The organism is Streptomyces sp. NPDC021225 (genome assembly GCF_044332865.1).
Lineage (GTDB): Bacteria > Actinomycetota > Actinomycetes > Streptomycetales > Streptomycetaceae > Streptomyces.
Map to the genome: position 1 here is coordinate 272,604 of NZ_JBIRPV010000009.1, position 20,347 is coordinate 292,950.

The 20,347-nt window shown below is 72.6% G+C and carries 14 protein-coding genes; 10 read left to right on the forward strand and 4 right to left on the reverse strand.

Translation table 11 applies throughout. The features are described 5' to 3' along the window. Positions 1–120: 120 nt before the first annotated feature. The 4 genes from ACH4S9_RS33745 to dhaK form a co-directional block, all read right to left on the reverse strand. Positions 121–2,679: a polysaccharide lyase family 8 super-sandwich domain-containing protein gene (locus ACH4S9_RS33745; protein WP_398375385.1), complete on the reverse strand. Its 2,559-nt coding sequence runs from the start codon at positions 2,677–2,679 to the stop codon at positions 121–123. A 96-nt stretch (positions 2,680–2,775) separates the two neighbouring features. Then, positions 2,776–3,195 carry a PTS fructose transporter subunit IIA gene (locus ACH4S9_RS33750; RefSeq protein WP_311723112.1) on the reverse strand — a complete coding sequence of 140 codons (420 nt, stop codon included), beginning with the start codon at positions 3,193–3,195 and terminating at the stop codon, positions 2,776–2,778. Between the two features lie 352 nt (positions 3,196–3,547). Next, the gene (gene dhaL, locus ACH4S9_RS33755) at positions 3,548–4,195 is read right to left on the reverse strand and encodes a dihydroxyacetone kinase subunit DhaL (RefSeq protein ID WP_398375387.1); all 648 of its coding nucleotides are present in this window, start codon (positions 4,193–4,195) and stop codon (positions 3,548–3,550) included. A gap of 63 nt (positions 4,196–4,258) precedes the next feature. Further along, positions 4,259–5,251 carry a dihydroxyacetone kinase subunit DhaK gene (gene dhaK, locus ACH4S9_RS33760; protein WP_398375388.1) on the reverse strand — a complete coding sequence of 331 codons (993 nt, stop codon included), beginning with the start codon at positions 5,249–5,251 and terminating at the stop codon, positions 4,259–4,261. A 143-nt stretch (positions 5,252–5,394) separates the two neighbouring features. Here dhaK and ACH4S9_RS33765 point away from each other — a divergent pair, with 143 nt between their 5' ends. The 10 genes from ACH4S9_RS33765 to ACH4S9_RS33810 all read left to right on the forward strand — a co-directional run bounded on the left by ACH4S9_RS33765 (position 5,395) and on the right by ACH4S9_RS33810 (position 20,331). Continuing rightward, positions 5,395–7,494, forward strand: coding sequence for a pyridoxamine 5'-phosphate oxidase family protein (locus ACH4S9_RS33765; protein ID WP_385343490.1), 2,100 nt, complete (start codon positions 5,395–5,397; stop codon positions 7,492–7,494). Positions 7,495–7,725: 231 nt separating this feature from the next. Beyond that, positions 7,726–8,640, forward strand: coding sequence for a sugar ABC transporter permease (locus ACH4S9_RS33770; protein ID WP_311723108.1), 915 nt, complete (start codon positions 7,726–7,728; stop codon positions 8,638–8,640). Then, a complete protein-coding gene (locus ACH4S9_RS33775; RefSeq protein WP_311723107.1) occupies positions 8,637–9,494 on the forward strand; it encodes a carbohydrate ABC transporter permease in 858 nt (285 codons plus the stop codon). Before ACH4S9_RS33770 ends, ACH4S9_RS33775 begins: the two co-directional genes overlap by 4 nt. Beyond that, a complete protein-coding gene (locus ACH4S9_RS33780; RefSeq protein WP_398375390.1) occupies positions 9,491–10,837 on the forward strand; it encodes an ABC transporter substrate-binding protein in 1,347 nt (448 codons plus the stop codon). Before ACH4S9_RS33775 ends, ACH4S9_RS33780 begins: the two co-directional genes overlap by 4 nt. Continuing rightward, positions 10,834–11,544 (forward strand): glycerophosphodiester phosphodiesterase family protein, encoded by a 711-nt coding sequence (locus ACH4S9_RS33785; RefSeq protein WP_311723105.1) that lies wholly within the window; start codon positions 10,834–10,836, stop codon positions 11,542–11,544. Before ACH4S9_RS33780 ends, ACH4S9_RS33785 begins: the two co-directional genes overlap by 4 nt. A gap of 327 nt (positions 11,545–11,871) precedes the next feature. After that, positions 11,872–13,062, forward strand: coding sequence for an acyl-CoA dehydrogenase family protein (locus tag ACH4S9_RS33790; protein WP_398375391.1), 1,191 nt, complete (start codon positions 11,872–11,874; stop codon positions 13,060–13,062). A 549-nt stretch (positions 13,063–13,611) separates the two neighbouring features. Further along, positions 13,612–15,906, forward strand: a complete 2,295-nt coding sequence (locus tag ACH4S9_RS33795; RefSeq protein WP_398375393.1) for a tetratricopeptide repeat protein — start codon at positions 13,612–13,614, stop codon at positions 15,904–15,906. 53 nt (positions 15,907–15,959) lie between these two features. Further along, positions 15,960–17,513, forward strand: a complete 1,554-nt coding sequence (locus ACH4S9_RS33800) for an NAD(P)/FAD-dependent oxidoreductase (protein ID WP_311723102.1) — start codon at positions 15,960–15,962, stop codon at positions 17,511–17,513. 94 nt (positions 17,514–17,607) lie between these two features. Then, entirely contained in the window at positions 17,608–18,711 is a 1,104-nt protein-coding gene (locus ACH4S9_RS33805; protein ID WP_358843603.1) for a nitronate monooxygenase family protein, read from the forward strand. Positions 18,712–18,771: 60 nt separating this feature from the next. Beyond that, positions 18,772–20,331: an acyl-CoA synthetase gene (locus tag ACH4S9_RS33810; RefSeq protein WP_311723100.1), complete on the forward strand. Its 1,560-nt coding sequence runs from the start codon at positions 18,772–18,774 to the stop codon at positions 20,329–20,331. Positions 20,332–20,347: the final 16 nt, after the last annotated feature.

The following is a 20,347-nucleotide window of genomic DNA, read 5'->3' on the forward strand; positions in this document are numbered from 1 at the left end:
CGATGACACGACAGTAATGTTCGACGAGCCGGTGTTCCTCGATTTCCTGCACCGTCCGGGTGAGCGGGAGGTCACCCACGGCGAGAAAGGCTTGGAGCCCTTGGCCTCCGGGGCCGCCCGTTACCCCTCGGCCCGGTGGTGCCCGGCCAGCGTGGCCGTGAAGCTCCGTCCGTAGGCGTGGCGGGTGTTGACGCGGATCCGGGTGCCACCCCGCACCCGGTCGACGCGCACGCCGTCGTCCGCCGTGACGGCCCGCAGGGCGCGGCCCCCGATGACGACCGAGACCGTGTCGCGCTCGGTGGTCGGGTCGGCCACCGCCACCGACACGGTGCCGCGGCGCCCCTCACGGAGGATCACCGACGCCGGGCCGTCGATCGACAGCGGTCCGGCCCGGTGGGAGCCGTGGACGAAGGCGTTGGCGGCGACCAGGCCGAGCCCCCTGTGCCGCACCGCCTGCACACGGGCGGTGTTGACCAGGACGGACACCGGCCCGCGGGCGTACGACATCAGCTGTCGCTCGGACGCGTTCGGGACGAGGGCGTAGGCCATCGCGGCGGGCGGCGCGCCGGCCGGCTGCGCGAAGGACACGGAGAAGACCTGTTTGGTCACCATGGTGTCGGCGTTCGACAGGCGGACGGCGCGGCGGCTGCGGGTGACCACATCGAGTGCCACGGTGGGCCGCCGCCCCTCCAGGAACGCATATCCGACGGCGGTGCCGTGGCCGGCGTCGGCGTAGCGCAGCCAGGCCAGCGGGGCGGTACCGGTGCCGGACCAGGGGGTGCCGTCGCGCAGCCGCCCCGTGAGGGCGATGGCGTCCGACGGCAGGGCGACGCGGGTGTCGACGGTCGTTGTCACCGCGCGTCCGGCCGGATCGCCCACCCCCGCGGCGAGGACGACGATCTCGTCGTCGAGCATGAACCACGACTTGGTGGCGCGGGCGTTGCGGTAGGCGACGAAGTCGTCCGGGAGGGTTCCGGCCTGCTGGGCGGCGTACGCGACATCGTCGGCCTGGACGAGCCCGGCCGCGCCGTACGCGCCGAGGCAGGCGCCGCCGGAGAGCCCGCCCGCGCCGCGCGGGAAGTAGACATAGGTGTTCTGCGACTCGGAGGAGGAGGTGAATCCGCGCTCCGGGTTGTCGTACCACAGCCCGCCGTAGAGCTCGGGGACGGTGCGGCGGGTCTCCACGGGCGCGGTGACGCCGGCCAGCCGGTAGGGCGAGACGGTGGTGAAGTAGTCGACACCGTAGGCCTGGGTCTGGTCCTGGCCGGAGAGATAGAGGTAGTGGGCGCCGTCGCCCTGGAACCACGGCATGAGGTTCTCGCCGTTCATGTACTCGTACTTGCTGATCCGCGGCGAGCTCCTGGCCAGGGCGAACGCATAGCCGGGGCGCCGGTGGACGGTCTTGTCCATCGCGTTGAACGCGACGTTCCGCTCCGCCGGGTTGAGGTCCTTCGCCGTGATCCCCGGGTCGGCGAGGATGTCGGCGTAGCGGGCGACGCTGACCGGGGAGACGAAGCGCGCCGGGTCGAGGGCGGCCCTGGAGGCCTGCCGGACGTACTTGACGTAGCCCTTGAGGGCGGTGGCGTCGGGTTCGGCCGCGTAGGCGGAGAGGTCGACGACGGCCTCGACGACCTCCGCGACATCGGTGTAGCCCGTGGTGGTCCGGGACACCCCGCGGCCCTTGACGATCTCCATCATCCAGCCCTCGAAGACGAGCGGCGCGAAGCCGCGCACCACCCAGTCGCGCACGGTGCCGACGAGGTCCTCGCCCTCGGCGTAGCCGGTGCCCTCGAGGATCTTGATGGTCTGGACGACTCGGGTGAGCAGGCCCTTGCCGTAGGAGCCGGTGTAGGCGACGGAGGCGTGCTGGAGGAACGACCCGTCGGCGTAGAAGCCGTCGGTGACGTCGTGCCTGAGCTGGTAGGGGTCGATGGTGGCCAGGACCGTCAGCTGGTCGGCCACGGCCTTCTCGATACGGGCGTCGTCGCCGAGCACGGCGCCCTGGAGGATCCGGTTCGTGGTGATGTCGGCGAGGTTGGCTCCGGTGTGGAAGCGGGAGTCGAGGTCGACGTCGCCGCCCTTGCCGTTGCGGAGGTAGGCGTCCATCGAGGCGACGCAGGTGGCGGTCAGATCGGGGCGGTACGCGGCGAGCTTGTCCCTGAGCAGCACGAGGGTCCGGGTCAGCTGGGAGGAGATGCCGATCTCCCAGTTGAACCAGTTGCCGTAGTAGCCCTTCGACTGGTCACCGTAGTAGTCGTCGTGGAGCCGGGCCAGGCCGTCGATGACCCGCCGCTGGACCGCGGTGTCGTCACCCGGGCCCGGGGCCTCGCCGCCGGGGAGGCGGGTGGCGAGGGCGATCTCGTACAGGTACTGGAACGACGTCGTCAGATTGGTGTCGCTGGTCCCGAGGGGGAGGCCGCGGAACAGTTCGCCCGGACCCGCGCCGTCCAGGGCGGTCAGCCGGGCGCGGGCGGTCGAGCCGATGGCCGCGAGCTTGGCGGCGACCTCGGGCCGGGCGTTGGAGTCGGCGGTGCCGGCGAGGACGGCGACGGCGTTGTCCAGCACCTCTGCGTGGCCCGCGGCCCGGGCGTGCCGGGGCCGCGCCACCGCCGAGGGCGCCACCGCCGACAGGGTCGCGGCCGGGACCAGCGACAGCAGGGCACGACGCGAGATCTGCACAGGGACGCTCCAGGGGTCGGCCGGAAAGCGCTCGGCGCATTCAACCAACCGGGACCGCCCCTGTCACTACGCCGGACAAGGCCCGCAGGGACGGCCTCAGACCTTGCGGTAGTCGTACGCCTCCTCCGCCGCCCGCGTGACCGCGTCCACGTTCGCCCCGGCCGAGGCGGCGACGACCGCCGCCACCGCGCCCTCCACCAGCGGCGCGTCCACCAGCCGGGAGTCCTTGGGCAGTTCGTCGCCCTCGGCCAGCAGCGCCTTCACGGTCAGCACCGCGCTGCCCAGGTCGACGAGGATCGCCACCCCCGCGCCCTGGTCGACCGCGTGCGCGGCCTCGGTGACCAGCTCCGGGCTGGTGCCGAGGCCGCCGTCGGGGTTGCCGCCCGCGGCGATGACCGGGGCGGTGCCGCCGCCCCCGGCCAGCCCGATGGCCAGTTGGGCAACGGACTCGGCCACCGCGGCGCTGTGCGACACCAGCACCACCCCGACCAGCTTCTCCGCACCCGAGCCGCTCATGCCCCTCCCTCCCGCTCAGTCTCGGCGCGCTTCAACGCGCGGGCTTCCCTCGTCACTGCTCGCTCCTTCGTCGCTGCGCGGCTCCTCAGTCCAGCCCGCGCAGCGCGCCAAGACACGCACCCCTCCGCCCGCTCAGTCCCGGCGCGCTCCAACGCACGGGCTTCCCTCGTCACTGCTCGCTCCTCCGTCGCTGCGCGGCTCCTCAGTCCAGCCCGCGCAGCGCGCCAAGACACGCGCCCCTCCTCCCGCTCAGTCTCGGCGCGCTCCGACGCGCGGGCTTCCTTCGTCACTGCTCGCTCCTTCGTCGCTGCGCGGCTCCTCAGTCCAGCCCGCGCAGCGCGCCAAGACACGCTCATCGGGCCACCTCCTCGAAGGCCGCGAACAGCAGTGCCGAGGACGTGGCGCCGGGGTCCTGATGGCCGATGCTGCGCTCACCCAGATAGCTGGCCCGGCCCTTGCGCGCGAGCATCGGTACGGTCGCCAGCGCGCCCTTGTCCGCGGCCTCGCTCGCCGCCTCGAAGGATCCGCCGTCCGTGGCCAGCGCCTCCACCGCGGGGACGAGCGCGTCCAGCATCGTCTTGTCGCCGGGCGCGGAGCCGCCGAGCTGGGCCACCGCCTCCACGCCGGTCCGCAGCGCGCCGGCCAGCTCCTGAAGGGTGACCTGCTCCGCGTCGCCGAGCGCCTTGCCCGCCCGCCGCAGCAGCGTCCCGTACAGCGGGCCCGAGGCGCCGCCCACCTTGGAGATCAGCTGACGTCCGGCCAGGATGAGCGCCGCGCCCGGAGAGTCCGGTGGCTCCTTCTCCAGCGCGGCGGTCACGGCCGTGAAGCCGCGCTGCATGTTGCTGCCGTGGTCGGCGTCGCCGATGGCCGAGTCAAGGTCGGTCAGTCTGGCGGCCTCGCGGCTCATGGCGGCGGCGGCCGCGGTGAGCCAGCGGTGGACGAAGTCGGTGTCGAGCACCGGTTCGCCGGCGGTTTCCCTGTCGGACACGGAGTTGGGCACAGACGCCTCCTCAGTCGATGGGCCCGGCGCCAGCGTACGGATCGATGGCGGGGCCGGTCCCGGTCAGCAGCCCCAGCGCAGCCCGGCGGTCCGTACCGGTGCGTCCCACAGCCGCAGCAGTTCCTCGTCGACCTGGCACAGGGTCACCGAAGCGCCCGCCATGTCGAGCGAGGTGACGTAGTTGCCGACGAGCGTACGTGCCACCGCCACCTGGCGCTCGCCGAGCACCCGGTGCACCTCGGCGGCGAATCCGTACAGCTCCAGCAGCGGTGTCGCCCCCATGCCGTTGACGAGGACGAGGACCGGGTTGTCGGGTCGCAGGTCCTCCAGCACCGCGTCCACCGCGAAGTCGGCGATCTCGCTCGAGGTCATCATGGCCCGCCGCTCGCGCCCGGGCTCGCCGTGGATGCCCACGCCCAACTCCAGCTCCCCGGCGGGGAGGTCGAAGGTCGGGCTGCCCTTGGCGGGGGTGGTGCAGGCGCTGAGGGCGACGCCGAAGCTCCGCGACGACTCGTTGACCTGCCGGGCGAGGGCGGCCACCCGGTCCAGCGGGGCGCCCTCCTCGGCCGCCGCGCCGGCGATCTTCTCGACGAACAGCGTGGCCCCGGTGCCGCGCCGCCCGGCGGTGTAGAGGCTGTCGGTCACCGCCACGTCATCGTTGACCAGGACCTTGGCGATCTGGACGCCCTCGTCCTCGGCGAGCTCGGCCGCCATGTCGAAGTTGAGCACGTCGCCGGTGTAGTTCTTGACGATGAACAGGACGCCGTTGCCGCTGTCCACGGCGGCCGCCGCCCGCACCATCTGATCGGGCACGGGGGAGGTGAAGACCTCGCCGGGGCAGGCCGCGTCCAGCATCCCGGGCCCGACGAACCCCCCGTGCAGCGGCTCGTGCCCCGATCCGCCGCCGGAGACGAGCCCCACCTTGCGCTCGACGGGGGCGTCCCGCCGGACGATCACCCGGTTCTCGATGTCCACCGTCAACTCGGGGTGAGCGGCCGCCAGTCCGCGCAGGGCATCGGTGACCACGGTCTCGGCGACGTTGATCAGCATCTTCATATGCGTGTCCGTTCTCCGCCGGAGTGGAGCTGTCTGCGGGATGAAAATCCTACGGATCTCAGGCGCGCATGGCACCCCCGTGTGTGCTGAGCTGAATGGATCAATGCGGAGAAAAAGGTACAAAATCATCATATGGTTCGCGCATGGAGAACACTGCCGCACCGGCGGCCGCTACCCCGCGCCCGCGCCCGCAGCCCTTCGAGCCGGCGCGCCGTCGGCGCTCCGCGCCCTGGCTCGCGCTGGTGGCCGCCGGTTACGCCCTCGTCCAGCTCCTCGTGGTCGTCCCGCACATCGGGCACGCGCTGGGCTGGGACGAGTCCGTGTATGTCTCCCAGGTCGACCCGCGCAACCCCGCCGCGTACTTCAGCGCCCCGCGCTCCCGCGGCATCAGCATGCTGGTCGCCCCGGTCGTCGCGGTGACGTCCTCCATTCCGGTGTTGCGAGTACTCCTCGCGGTGTTGTCCGCCGTCGCCCTGTACGCCGCCTTCCGGGTGTGGCGCCGGTTGCTCGGCCCGGGCACGGTCGCCCTGGCCGCACTCCTGTTCGCCGGGCTGTGGATCACCCAGATCAGCGGACCGGCGGTGATGCCGAACCTGTGGGTGGCGCTCGGCGCCGTGGCCGCGGTCGGCTGGTTTCTGCGCCTCCCCGCAGAGCGGAACGCGCGCTGGTGGCTGGCCGCCGTCATCGCGGGCGTCACCCTCGTACGGACCCCCGACGGAGGCTGGCTGGCGCTGCCGCTGCTGGGCGCGGCCGTGGTCGTCAGGGCCTGGCGGCCGGCGCTGCCCGCGCTGCTCGGCGGGCTCGCGCTGGGCGCCATGCAGTGGGTGGGCGAGGCGTACGCCCGCTTCGGCGGCATCATGGACCGGCTGAAGGTCTCCAGCGACGTCGAAGGCGGCATGGGGCTCCACTTCAACGTGGGGGCCGCGCTGCGCAGCCTCAACGGGCCGCAGCTGTGCCGCCCGTGCGAGGTCCCGCTGCGCCACCCGGAGCTGACCGCCTGGTGGCTGGCGCTGCCGCTGCTGACCGCCGCCGCGATCGTCATGGCCGTGCGGGACCGCCGCGACCGCCGGGAGCGCGTTTCCCGCCCGGGCGCCCCGCACCTCGGCCATTCGCTCGCGCTGAGCATCCTGCCGATCGTCTGCGCCACCGCGCTCGCCCTTCCCTATCTGCTGCTGATCGGCTACTTCGCCCCGCGCTTCCTGATGCCCTCCTACGCGCTGCTCGCGCTCCCCATCGCCGAGCTGGCGCTGCGCACCGTCAAGGCCGCGCGCTCCCCGCAGCCGGTGGCGGTCGCGGTGGGCGTGGTCATCACCCTCCAACTGGCTTCCCAGTACGTGGTGCTCGGCCGCTCGGCGGCGCAGTCCGAGAGGGTCAACGGCAGCTACCGTACGGCCGCGGCCGCGCTGCACCGGCTGGGGCTGCGGCCGCCGTGCCTGGTCGCCGGCGACCGCGCGCTGCCCATCGCGTACCACGCGGGCTGCGCCTCCGCCCAGACCAGCGGGAACAACCGGTCCATCGCCCCGGCGGCGCTGGTGCTGCGGTCCGCCCGGGAACCCACCGCCCTGCTCACCCACCGCTCCCGGCCGCGCCCCCCGGCCTACGCCCAGACCTGGGTGGCCTACCCGCTGCCGGGGACGGGCTGGATCGCCCATCTGCCCCCGGACCAGGCGCGCGAGGTGCGATCACGACAGAAGGAGTCCGGCAATCCCGGGAGCATGGGCCCCATGATGACTGCGACGACGACCAGTTGGGGCGGGTTCGAGGCGGCGGAGCCCGAGTTCTCCGCCGTGGTGCGGGAGCGTTTCCAGCGCTACCGCCACCATGTCCTGGCCACCCTGCGCCAGGACGGCAGCCCGCGGGTGACCGGCCTGGAGGCGGACTTCCGCTTCGGTGAGATGTGGCTCGGCATGATGCCGGACTCGCGCAAGGCCCTGGACCTGCGGCGCGACGCGCGTTTCGCGATCCATGCCAACCCCGGGCCGGACACCGGGATGGACGGCGGCGATGTGCGGGTCAGCGGGCGCGCCGTGGAGGTGACCGACCCGGAGATGCTCGCCCGCTTCGCCGGGGAGGTCCACCCACCGGAGCCCTTCCACCTCTTCCGTGTGGAGGTGACCGAGGTGGTGCGCACCGCCGTGGAGGGCTCCGATCCGGTGCTCCAGACCTGGCGCCCCGGCGAGCCCGTACGGACCACCCGGCGCGGCGCGGACGACAGCGCGCCGCAAGGGGAGGGCGGGAGTTGAGGCCCGGGCTCCGGACTTGAGGCCCGGACTCCTGACGGCCTGTTCACGGGAGAAGTGCGAAATATCAAGCCGGGCATGTGAAGTAGGCCAAGTTGTAACACGACAAGGTGTTTCCTTCTCATCAACTCTGTTGGTATCCCTTGGGGCTGTTACCAGCACGTTCCCTCGGGGGTACCTCCCAGCGGTAGCTGGGGGCCCCTCGGGGCGCAGTTCGGAAGGATCAACTCCCCCTTGTCTGCCATCGACGACGCCGGCCGCCGTCTGCGCGCCAGGCGCAGACGGCGCGACTATCTGCTCTTCGCCGCGTTCGCCGCCCCGAACTTCCTGTTCCTGCTTCTCTTCGCCTACTGGCCGGTGGTCTACAACGCCTATCTCAGCCTGACCGACTGGGACATGATCTCCCCGGCCAAGGACTTCGTCGGTCTCGGCAACTACGCCGACCTGCTGACCGACCCGGACTTCCGCGCCACCTTGTGGATCACCGTCCTCTTCGTCGTCGGCATCGTGGCCGGAGGCATCGTCCTGGGGCTGGCCACCGCGCTGCTCCTCAACCAGAAGCTGCGCGGCCGGAACGTGGTGCGGACGCTGACCTTCGCCCCGTATGTGCTCTCCGGGGCCGCCGTCGGCACCCTGTGGCTGTTCGTGTTCGACCCCAACTACGGACTGATACGCCCGCTGATGGACCCGCTCGGGCTCACCGCCCCGGCGATGATGACCGACTCGAAGTGGGCGCTGACCGGCCTGATCCTGGTCTACCTCTGGAAGAACACCGGATTCGTCGCCGTGGTCTATCTCGCCGGGCTCCAGGGCCTGCCCAGGGAGGTGTACGAGGCGGCCGCCCTGGATGGCGCCGGGCCGTGGACGCGGCTGCGCCGGATCACCCTCCCGCTGCTCTCACCCGTCACCTTCTTCCTCCTGGTGACCTGCACCATCAGCACCTTCCAGGCGTTCGACGTGCTGGCCATGATGACCAGCGGCGGACCGGGCACCTCCACCTCCACCCTCAGCTGGTTCATCTACGACCAGGGATTCCGCGCCTTCGACGCGGGGCGCGCCGCCGCCGGCGCGATGATCATGTTCGCGGTGCTGCTGCTGATCACCGCCGGGCAGGCCCGCTACCTCGAGCGAAAGGTGCACTACCAGTGACCGCCCTCGACCCGGCGGCGCCCTCCCGCCGCCCCGGCGGCCGGGCCCGGCGCCTGGGCCTGTACGCGCTCCTCGTCCTGGTCGCCTTCATCGCGGCCGGCCCGCTGTACTGGCTGGCCTCCTCGGCGCTGAAGACCAACCCCCAGATCTACGCCTATCCGCCCCACTGGGTCCCCACCGACCTGCGCTGGAGCAACTTCTCCGACGCCTGGAACGCCGCCCCCTTCGACCGGTTCTTCCTCAACTCCCTCGTGGTCTCGGTCGTCGGCACCGCCATCGAGCTGTGCTCCGCGCTGCTGTGCGCGTACGCCTTCGTCTTCCTGCCCTTCCCCGGCAAGAAGTGGCTGTTCCTCTTTCTGCTGGGCGCCATGATGGTCCCCGGCCATGTCACCCTGCTGCCGAACTTCCTGACCGTCGCCCAGCTGGGCTGGGTCAACACCTGGGCGGGCCTGATCGCCCCGGGCCTCGGGTCGGTCTTCGGCACCTTCCTGCTGCGCCAGCACATGCTGACGCTCCCCAAGGAGGTCATGGACGCGGCCCGGATCGACGGTGCGGGCCATCTGCGCACGCTCTTCCGCGTCGTGCTGCCCATGTCACGGCCCATGGTGATCACCGTCGCGATCGTGGTCATGGTGACCAAGTGGAACGACTTCATCTGGCCGCTGATCGTGACCAGCAGCGCCGATATGCGCACCCTCCCCGTCGGCCTCCTCTTCCTGCGGGACCAGGAGACGTACGCCAACTGGGGCGCCATCCTGGCCGGCACGGTGATGGTGATCCTGCCGGTGCTCGTCGTCTTCTTCATCGCCCAGCGCTACATCATCGCCGGGCTGACCCAGGGAGCCGGGAAGTGAGCCAGAGCCTCCCCAGCCGCCGGCGCTTCCTCACCCTCGCGGCCGGGGCGCCCACGGCCGCCGCGCTGCTGAGCGCCTGCTCCACCACCACCGGGCCGGTGGACCAGCCGGGCGGATCGGTCCCCGACCGCTACTCCGGGCGCACCCGCGTCGTCCTGTGGTCCACCTTCGCGGACGTGCCCGGCCGCGCCCTCCAGGAGCTCGCCGACACGTTCAACCGCGACCAGCGCGACATCTATGTGGAGGTCCAGTTCCAGGGCACGTACGACGAGTGCGCCCAGAAGGCGGTCGTCGGGCTGCTCGCCGGCCAGGCGCCCGACCTGTGCGTGCTGTCCGATGTGAAGTGGTACCGCTTCTACTTCGGGGACGCGCTCGAGCCCTGGGACGACTACATCGACCCCGGCGAGCTGCGCGCCACCTACAACGCCAAGCTGCTGGGGGAGGGGCGCGTCAAGGGCCACCACTGGTGGCTTCCGCTGGCCCGCTCCACCCCGCTCTTCTATTTCAACCGCACCCTCTTCAAGAAGGCCGGGGTGCCCGACCGGGCGCCCGAGACCTGGGAGGAGATGTACGGCTGGGCCAAGGAGATCACCCAACTGAAGACCCAGGGCAAGCGGGTCGCCCTGGAGGCGTACCAGAAGATCGACGGGGACTGGCAGTTCCAGTGCACCGCCTGGCAGTGGGGCGGCGCCTACTCCAACGGCCTGGACGTGGCCATCGACCAGGAGGCCACCGTCGCGGCGGGGGAGTGGCAGCGCAGGCTGGTCCACCGGGACCGCATCGCCTATATGTCCACCGACCCGGCGGGCGACATGGGCAACCAGCTGATCGCCACCCTGATCACCTCCACCGGCGGGCTGCGGAAGATCTCCGAGATGGCCAAGGCGGGCGGCTGGGAGCTGGGCACCGGATTCCTGCCTCGCCACAAGGAGTTCGGGGTGACCACGGGCGGCGGCGGGCTCGGCATGTTCAAGCGGGTGCCCAAGGAGCGCAAACAGGCGGCGGCGGAGTTCGTACGCTTCCTGGCGCGGCCTGAGAACGCGGCCCAGTGGACCGTCCAGACCGGCTATATGCCGGTGGTCCCGGCCGCCACCGAGTCCCCCGCGCTGGCCAAGCTGCTCACGGAGGACCCCAACTTCTCCACCGCGGTGAAGCAACTGCCCCACACCCGCAAGGGCGACCAGGTGCGGATGATGGTGCCCAACGCCAATGTCCAGATCTACACCGGGCTACAGAAGATCTGGACCGGTAACACCCCCGCGCACCAGGCGTTCTCCGATGTCGCCACGCGGCTGCGCAAGGGAGTGGACCGGCACCGTGAGTCCATCGAGGAGCACCTGTGACACCGTCCCAAGCCGCCACGCCACGCCCCTTGGTCTACGGACACCGGGGCGCCAGGGCCGATGAGCCGGAGAACACCCTGCGATCCTTCCGCCACGCGCACCGGGTCGGCGCCGAGGGCGTCGAGCTGGATGTGCGGGTGTCCCGTGACGGCCACCTCGTGGTGATCCACGACGCCACGGTGGATCGCACCACCGACGGCACGGGCGAGGTCGCCGCGCTCTTCCTGGCCGAGCTGCGGGAGCTCGACGCCGGAGGGGGCGAGCGGATCCCCACGCTCGGCGAGGCCCTGGACGCCTTCCCCGGACTGGTGCAGGTGGAGATCAAGGCCCCCGAGGCGGTGGCCGCGCTGGCCGAGTCCGACCGGCGCGACCCCCTGCCCCCGCGCGTGGTGCTGACCTCCTTCCACGCCGAGATACTCGACCACGCCGCGCGGCTGCTGCCCCGGGTGGAACGGGGGCTGATCACCGCCCACCCCACGGAGGAACTGCCCGCGCGGGCCGCGGAGGTGAAGGCCACCTGGGTCTGCCCGGAGCTGCGGCCCGAGCTGACGGTCGGCCTGGTCGAGCGCTGCCACGCCCAGGGGCTGCGGGTCGACGCCTGGCCGGCCGCCGACCCGGAGCGGCTGGCGCGCTGCGTGGCCCTGGGCGCCGACGCGGTCACCACCGACCATCCCGCGCTGATCGACGATTGGCTACGGGCGGTCTGACCGCCCGCAGCCGTCGGCCGATTGGCCGGGATGCCAAGCGACCCCGGCGAAGTAGAGGCACGTCCCTGCGCCGCCTGGCACGGCACCTCGCTGCGTTGTCGGACTCGCCCGAGTAGGCCCACTACGAGGGCGATCCTCCGCCTTGCGATGCACCGCGCCAGACAACGCAGGTACCCACCCCTACTTCCCCGGGGCCGCTTAGGCCCGGACGCCGCCTCGGCGGATGCGGCGTCCGGGCCCACGGCCCTTCCGTATTGTTGGAACACGTTCTACCGTGCCCCTCGATTCCAGCGCCGTCGCGGCGGACGCGAGACTCCAGGAGGGGCCGTGCACCTCGACTACACCCCCGAGCAGCGGCAACTGCGCACCGAACTGCGCGCGTACTTCACCGAGCTGGTCCCGGACAACGCCTACGCCCGCTACGCCGACCCCGCCGGACAGAAGCGGTTCTACCGCGAGACCATCCGCCGCCTCGGCGCGGACGGCTGGCTGGGCGTGGGCTGGCCGCGGGAGTACGGCGGGCGCGGCCTGGGCCCTGTGGAGCAGTTCATCTTCTTCGACGAGGCCGCCCAGGCGGGCGTACCGCTGCCCCTCATGGCGCTCAACACCGTCGGGCCCACCCTGATGCGCCACGGCACCGGTGAGCAGAAAGAGTACTTCCTGCCGAAGATCCTCTCCGGTGAGATCGACTTCGCCATCGGCTACAGCGAGCCAGACGCGGGCACCGACCTCGCCTCGCTCAAGACCCGCGCGGTGCGCGAGGGCGATCCCCACACCGGCCACTACACGGTCAACGGCCAGAAGACCTGGACCACCAACGGCGACACCGCCGACTGGGTCTGGCTCGCGGTGCGCACCGACCCCGACGCCAAGCCCCACAAGGGCATCAGCATCCTGCTCGTGCCGACCAGCGACCCCGGCTACTCCTGCACCGTCATCAACACCCTCGCCTCCCACGACACCACGGCCAGCTACTACGAGAACATCCGGGTGCCGGCCACCCGCCGGGTCGGCGCGGAGAACGAGGGCTGGCGGCTGATCACCACCCAGCTCAACTACGAGCGCGTCACCCTCGCCGCCCACGGCACGATGGCCATCCGCGCCCTGCGCGGCGTCCAGCAGTGGGCCGCCGACACCAAGCTCGCGGACGGCCGCCGCGTCATCGACCTGGGCTGGGTGCGCGGGCGGCTGGCCCGCACCCACGCCAGGCTGGACGCCATGAAGCTGCTCAACTGGCAGATGGTGGACGCCCTCCAGCGCGAGGCGCTCACCCCCCAGGACGCCTCCGCGGTCAAGGTGTACGGCTCCGAGGCGCGCCGCGACGCCTACGCCTGGCTGATGGAGGTCGTCGGCGCGGCAGGCCCGCTCAAGGAGGGCTCGACGGGCGCGGTGCTCCACGGCGAGCTGGAGCGCGGCTACCGCAGCAGCGTGGTGTTCACCTTCGGCGGCGGCAACAACGAGGTGCAGCGGGAGATCATCTCCTGGATCGGCCTGGGGATGCCGAGGGTGCGCCGTTAGCTCCTCATCCGTGTTCCCGGGCCCCTTCCGCCCGCGGCCCACCCGCACCGGAGCCCTGCTGCTCCGGCGGCAGCGCCGAGCGGGCCGGATCTGAACGGTGGGCCACCCGCGGAGGCGCTGCACCCGCGCGCGGTGCGCGGCGTCACCCGGAACTCCGACTTCCGTAAGGACGTCTGAGGCCGGCCGCTGCGCATCGCCCGCCTCATCGCCTTTCTGTGCAGACCTCCCGTTCACCCCCTGCTGGTGCCGGCGCGCGCGGTGCTGTGGGGGCGCGTCGCGGCGCTCGCCTGCGCGAGTCTGCCCCCGTACGCCCATGAGCTGTACGGCCGCCCGGCGCCCACGCCCGCCGGGCGGGTGCTGCGCCGCATTCCGCCCCCCTCCGGTGGCAGCTGCCGCCCCAGCACATCCTGCGGGCCGTCGAGCGTCGGTCTACAAGTTGCGCCAAAACGCCGCCATACTGGACAACGGGGATGCGCCGGGGGCTCGCTGACGAGCCGTCGGCTTTCACGGGGGCGGCGGGGCGGCACTCCCGCCGGAGTCAGGGGGACCATGGCGGAAACCAGACTGATCCAGGGCCGGTACAGATTGCTCGATCTCATCGGGCGCGGGGGCATGGGCGAGGTGTGGCGGGCGCTCGACGAGTCGCTCGGGCGGCGCGTCGCCGTCAAGTGCCTCAAGCCGATGGGGCAGCAGCGGGACCCGTCCTTCATGGACGTGCTGCGTGAGCGGTTCCGCCGCGAGGCGCGGGTCGCGGCGTCGCTACAGCACCGCGGGGTGACCGTGGTGCACGACTTCGGGGAGCACGAGGGCGTTCTGTATCTGGTGATGGAGCTGCTGGAGGGGCGCAACCTCAGCCAGCTGCTGGAGGACAACGAGCGGCGACCGCTGCCCGTCCCTGATGTCCTGGACATGGCCGGCCAGCTCGCCGTCGCCCTCGCGTACACCCACGATCAGGGGATCGTCCACCGCGACCTGAAGCCCGCCAACATCATGCGGCTGGCCGACGGCTCGGTGAAGATCTGCGATTTCGGCATCGCCCGGCTCGGCCATGACATCGACTTCACGGCCCGGCTGACCGGGACGGGCATCGCCATGGGCACCCCGCACTACATGTCGCCCGAGCAGATCGCGGATGGGTCCGTCGACCACCGCAGTGATCTGTACTCCCTGGGCTGTGTGCTGTACGAACTGGCCACCGGCGCGCCGCCGTTCCATCTCGACGACGCCTGGGCGGTGCTCGTCGGCCACCGCGACACCCCGCCCGAGCCGCCGCGCCGGCACCGGCCCGAGATCCCTGAGCTCTTTGAGCGGGCGATCCTCGACCTGCTCGCCAAGGACCCCGAGGACCGCCCGCGCGACGCCTCCGACCTGGCCAAGCGGATCGCCCTGGCCCGCGCGACCTGGGGCGCCGGGCAGCCCCTCGTCCCGGAGTGGACCCTGCCAGGCCCCGGCGCGGGGCTCCCCGCGGAGCTCCCCGCGCGGCGGCCGCCGCAGCTGCCCGACTGGGCCCGGCACATGACCGCCGGCACCGCGGCGGACCCGGCCGGCCGGGCCGGGGCGCGGCCGGGCCCCCCGGGCGAGGCCGCCGCGCTCACCGGGGCGTGGACCGGCGGGGGAGTGGGGGCGGGCGGGCTCACCGGGGCGTGGGCCGGCGGCCCGGCGCCGCCGCTCGCCGCGCCGCCGCTCGCGCCCGCCGGTGAGCCCCCGCCGCCGAGCCTGCTCGCCGCGCTCGCCGTCCGGCACACCGTCGGGATGAGCCTGGCCTTACAGGGCCGCTGGGAGGAGGCGGGCCGGACGCACCGGGAGGTCGCCGCCGAGCGGGAGCGCGTGCTCGGCCCCGACCACCCCGACACCCTGATCAGCCGTTACGAGGCGGCCTTCGCCCTCGGGCGGCTGGGCCGCCACGGCGACGCGCTGGGCGAGTACGGGCAGGTGGCGGCGGGCCGCGAGCGGGTGCTCGGGCCCGAGCACCCGGACACGCTGGCCGCCCGGCAGGAGACCGCGTTCGCGCTGAGCCGCCTCGGCCGTCACTTCGAGGCCCACCAGGTCTACGCCGCCGTGCTCGCGACCCGCGAGCGGACGATGGGCGCCGAGCACCCCGACACCCTGCGCTGCCGCCACAACCTGGCCTTCAACCTCGGCCGCCTGGGGCGGCTCGAGGACTGCCACCGGGTGGCCCGCGAGGTGGCCGCCGCCCGAGCCCGGGTGCTGGGCCCCGACCACCCCGACACCCTGGTCACCCGCTACGAGGTCGCGTACGCCCTCGGCCGGCTGGGCCGCTGGAGCGAGGCGCTGCACATCTACCAGGAGGTGGCCGACGCCCGCGGCAGGACCCTCGGCCGCGAGCACCCGGACGCCCTCGCGGCCCGCTACGAGGTCGGTATCAGCCTGGGCCGGCTCGGCCGCAGCGCGGAGGCCCTGGCCCTCTACCGCGCCCTCGTCGACGACCGCACCCGCGCCCAGGGCCCCACCGACCCCGAGACCCTGCGCGCCCGGCACGGCCTCGGTGTCAATCTGGGCCGCCTCGGCCACTGGGAGGAGGCCCTGGCCGAGGCTCGCGACGTCTCCACCCTCCGGGAGCGGACGCTGGGTCCGGACCACCCCGACACCCTGGTCAGCTGCCGGGAGGTGGCGGTGGCCCTCGGCTGGCTCGGCAACTGGACCGACGCCCTGGAGCTCTACCGCCGGGTCGCCCGGGCCCGCGAGGACGTCCTGGGCGCGGATCACCCCGACGCCCTCGCCAGCCTGGGCGACGAGGCCCAGTGCCTGGAGCAGTTGGGGCGGCGCGAGGAGGCCGTCGAGCTGTACCGGCGGATGGCCTCGGTGCGGCGCCGTCAGGGGTGAGACCGCCTCGCCGCGTCCTGGCCCCGGCGATCACCGCGTGCTAGTGAGGAGGTATGCCTCACAGCGACGCGTACGACGCCGTCATCGTCGGGGGCGGCCACAACGGGCTGGTCGCCGCCGCCTACCTCGCCCGCGCCGGCCGCAGGGTGCTGCTCATGGAGCGGCTCGACCACACCGGCGGAGCCGCCGTCTCCACGCGCCCCTTCGCCGGGGTCGACGCTCGGCTCTCCCGCTACTCGTACCTGGTGAGCCTGCTCCCGCGGCGGATCGTGGACGACCTGGGCCTGCGCTTCTCCGTCGCCGAGCGGACCGTGTCCTCGTACACCCCCACCGTCCGGGACGGGCGGCCCACCGGGCTGCTGGTGGGCGGCGACGAGGCCCGCACCCGCGCGTCGTTCGCCCGGCTGACCGGCTCGGACCGGGAGTACGAGTCCTGGCAGCGCTTTTACGGAATGACCCGGCACGTGGCCGAGCGGGTGTTCCCGACGCTCACCGAACCGCTGCCCACGCGCGAGGCGCTGCGCGCGCGGGTGGGCGACGAGACCGCCTGGCGGGCGCTGTTCGAGCGGCCGCTCGGCGAGGCGGTCGAGGAGGCGTTCGAGGACGACCTGGTGCGCGGCGTGGTCCTCACCGACGGCCTGATCGGCACCTTCACCCACGCCCATGACCCGTCGCTGCGTCAGAACCGCTGCTTCCTCTACCACGTGATCGGCGGCGGCACCGGCGACTGGAACGTCCCGGTGGGCGGGATGGGCGCGCTGACCGACGCGCTGGCGGACGCGGCGCTCGCGGCGGGCGCCCGGATCGCCACCGGATGCGAGGTGACGGCCATCGCCACCGACGGAAGGGACGCGGAGGTGATGTTCCGTGACGGGGAGGGCGAGGGCCTGGTGGGCGCCCGGCATGTGCTGGTCGGCGCCGCCCCGCAGGAGCTGGCCAGGCTGCTGGGCGACGAGTCGCCCGCCCCGCCCGTCGAGGGCGCGCAGCTCAAGGTGAACATGCTGCTGCGGCGGCTGCCCGCGCTGCGCGACCCCGGCGTCGACCCGCGCGATGCGTTCGCCGGGACGTTCCACATCGCCGAGGGCTATGGCGACCTGGAGGCCGCCTACCGCCAGGCCGCGGCGGGCGCCCTGCCCATGAGGCCCCCCTCGGAGATCTACTGCCACTCGCTGACCGACCCGTCGATCCTGGCCCCCGAGCTGGCCCGGCAGGGCTACCAGACCCTGACCCTGTTCGGGCTGCACGCCCCCGCGCGGCTCTTCGCCGCCGACCACGACGTGGCGCTCGCGGCGCTGCTGGAGGCCACCCTCGAACTGCTCGACGCCGAGATCGCCGAGCCGATCGCCGACTGTCTGGCGTACGACGCCGAGGGGATGCCCTGCATCGAGGCGAAGAGCCCGCTGGACCTGGAGCGCGAGCTGCGGCTGCCCGGCGGCAACATCTTCCACCGCGAGCTGGCGTTCCCGTACGCCCAGGAGGGCACCGGCCGCTGGGGCGTGGAGACGCGCCACGCCAATGTGCTGCTGTGCGGCGCGGGCGCGGTGCGCGGCGGCGGGGTCAGCGGGATCCCGGGGCACAACGCGGCCATGGCGGTCCTCGGCAGGTGACCGGGCCCGAAAAGAATCCGACGCAGCCAAAGAATCTGACGTAGCGTCAGAAAAACTCTTCCTTCGTCCGGCCCGCTGCGGCATCCTGCCGCCCATGGAGACGGAGTTGAGCAAAAGGCTGGGTGTCGAGCACGCCATCTTCGGCTTCACGCCGTTCCCGGCCGTGGCCGCCGCGATCACCCGGGCCGGCGGGTTCGGCGTGCTCGGCGCGGTCCGCTACGGCGCGGCGGACGAGCTGGCGCGCGACCTCGACTGGATGCAGGAGCACACCGACGGCAAGCCGTACGGCGTGGACGTCGTCATGCCCGCGAAGAAGGTCGAGGGGGTGACCGAGGCGGACATCGAGGCGATGATCCCCGAAGGACACCGCCGGTTCGTCCGGGAGACCCTCGCCAAACACGGCGTGCCCGAACTCTCCGAGGGCGAGGCCTCCGGCTGGCGGATCACCGGCTGGCTGGAGCACGTCGCCCGCAGCCAGCTGGACGTCGCCTTCGAATACCCCGTGAAGCTGCTGGCCAACGCCCTCGGCTCACCGCCCGCCGACGTCGTCGAGCGCGCCCACGGCAAGGGAATCCTCGTTGCCGCGCTCGCGGGCAGCGCCCGCCACGCGCTCCACCACAAGGACGCGGGGCTCGACATCGTGGTCGCACAGGGTTACGAGGCCGGCGGCCACACCGGCGAGATCGCCTCCATGGTCCTCACCCCCGAGGTGGTGCGGGCCGTGGACCCGCTGCCCGTGCTCGCGGCCGGCGGCATCGGCAGCGGCGAACAGATCGCCGCCGGGCTCGCCCTCGGCGCGCAGGGCGTCTGGCTCGGCTCCATCTGGCTCACCACCGACGAGGCCGCCCTCACCTCGCCCGCGCTCACCCGCAAGCTGCTGGCGGCGGGGTCCGGCGACACCGTCCGCTCCCGCGCCCTCACCGGCAAGCCCGCCCGGCAGCTGCGCACCGAGTGGACCGACGCCTGGGAGGACTCCGAGGGCCCGGACCCGCTGCCGATGCCGCTCCAGGGGCTGCTCGTGGCCGAGGCCGTCTCCCGCATCCAGAAGTACGAGGTGGAGCCGCTGCTCGGCACGCCGGTCGGGCAGATCGTCGGCCGGATGAACACCAAGCGCCCCGTGCAGGCCGTCTTCGACGATCTGACCCGCGGCTTCGAGCGCGCCATCGACCGCGTCAACCGCATCGCCGGGCGGGCCTGAGCCCGCCGTGACCCCTGTCGCCCCTGCCTGACACGCCGCCAGAAGGAGGACCGGACCCTCATGTCCCGTACACCCAACGGCTTCTGGGCCCAGGCCGCGCTCGAACCCGACCGCGCCGTACTCGTCGCCCCGGACGGCGAGGAGTGGACCGCCGCCCGGCTGCACGCCGCCTGCAACCGGCTCGTCGGCGGGCTGCGCGCCGCGGGGCTGCGGCGGGGCGACGCCTTCGCGGTGGTGCTGCCCAACGGCGTCGAGTTCTTCACGGCCGCGCTCGCCGCCACCCAGGCCGGGTTCTACCTGGTGCCCGTCAACCACCACCTGGTCGGCCCTGAGATCGCCTGGATCGTCTCGGACTCCGGCGCGAAGGTGCTCATCGCCCACGAGCGCTTCGGCGAACAGGCCACCCTGGCCGCCGACGAGGCCGGGCTGCCCGCCGACCAGCGCTACGCGGTCGGCGCCGTCGGCGGCTTCCGCCCGTACGCCGAGCTGCTGGAAGGAGAGGCCGAGGAGCCGCCCGCCGACCGCGAGCTGGGCTGGGTGATGAACTACACCTCCGGAACGACGGGCCGCCCGCGCGGCATCCGGCGCGCGCTGACCGGCGTCCCGCCCGAGGAGGCCAACCTCGGCGGCTTCCTGCGCATCTTCGGCATCAAACCCCGCGACGAGGAGCCCGACAACGTCCATCTGGTGTGCTCACCGCTCTACCACACCGCGGTGCTCCAGTTCGCCTCCTCCTCCCTGCACATCGGCCACCGGCTGGTCCTCATGGACAGGTGGACGCCCGAGGAGATGCTGCGCCTCATCGACACCCAGCGCTGCACCCACACCCACATGGTTCCCACCCAGTTCCACCGGCTGCTGGCGCTGCCCGAAGAGGTCAGGCGGCGCTACGACGTGTCCTCGATGCGCCACGCCATCCACGGGGCCGCGCCCTGCCCCGACCACATCAAGCGGGCGATGATCGACTGGTGGGGCGCTTGCGTCGAGGAGTACTACGCGGCCAGTGAGGGCGGCGGCGCCTTCGCCACCGCCGAGGACTGGCTCAAGAAGCCGGGGACGGTCGGCAAGCCCTGGCCCATCAGCGAACTGGCGATCTTCGACGACGAGGGCAACCGGCTCCCCGCCGGCGAACTCGGCACCGTCTACATGCGGATGAGCACCGGCGGCTTCGCGTACCACAAGGACGAGGCCAAGACGCGCAAGAACCGCATCGGCGACTTCTTCACCGTCGGCGACCTCGGCCTGCTCGACGAGGACGGCTATCTCTACCTCCGCGACCGCAAGATCGACCTGATCATCTCGGGCGGCGTCAACATCTACCCGGCCGAGATCGAGGCCGAGCTGCTCACCCACCCCGCCGTCGCGGACGCCGCCGCCTTCGGCATCCCGCACGAGGACTGGGGCGAGGAGGTCAAGGCGGTCGTGGAGCCCGCCCCCGGCCAGGAGCCTGGGCCCGCGCTGGAGCGGGCGCTGCTCGCCCACTGCGAGGCGCGGCTGGCGGGATACAAGCGCCCCAAGTCGGTGGACTTCGTGGCCGAGATGCCACGGGACCCCAACGGCAAGCTCTACAAGCGGCGGCTGCGCGAGCCGTACTGGAAGGGACGTGAGCGAGCGATGTGACGCGGGTAGTCTCGGC

Excerpts from the sequence above, each read along its gene's own strand:
- ACH4S9_RS33750 (WP_311723112.1), bottom strand. The coding sequence starts at position 3,195 with ATGAGCGGCTCGGGTGCGGAGAAGCTGGTCGGGGTGGTGCTGGTGTCG.
- ACH4S9_RS33795 (WP_398375393.1), top strand. The coding sequence starts at position 13,612 with ATGGCGGAAACCAGACTGATCCAGGGCCGGTACAGATTGCTCGATCTC.
- ACH4S9_RS33800 (WP_311723102.1), top strand. The coding sequence starts at position 15,960 with ATGCCTCACAGCGACGCGTACGACGCCGTCATCGTCGGGGGCGGCCAC.
- ACH4S9_RS33810 (WP_311723100.1), top strand. The coding sequence starts at position 18,772 with ATGTCCCGTACACCCAACGGCTTCTGGGCCCAGGCCGCGCTCGAACCC.
- ACH4S9_RS33805 (WP_358843603.1), top strand. The coding sequence starts at position 17,608 with ATGGAGACGGAGTTGAGCAAAAGGCTGGGTGTCGAGCACGCCATCTTC.
- dhaK (WP_398375388.1), bottom strand. The coding sequence starts at position 5,251 with ATGAAGATGCTGATCAACGTCGCCGAGACCGTGGTCACCGATGCCCTG.
- ACH4S9_RS33765 (WP_385343490.1), top strand. The coding sequence starts at position 5,395 with ATGGAGAACACTGCCGCACCGGCGGCCGCTACCCCGCGCCCGCGCCCG.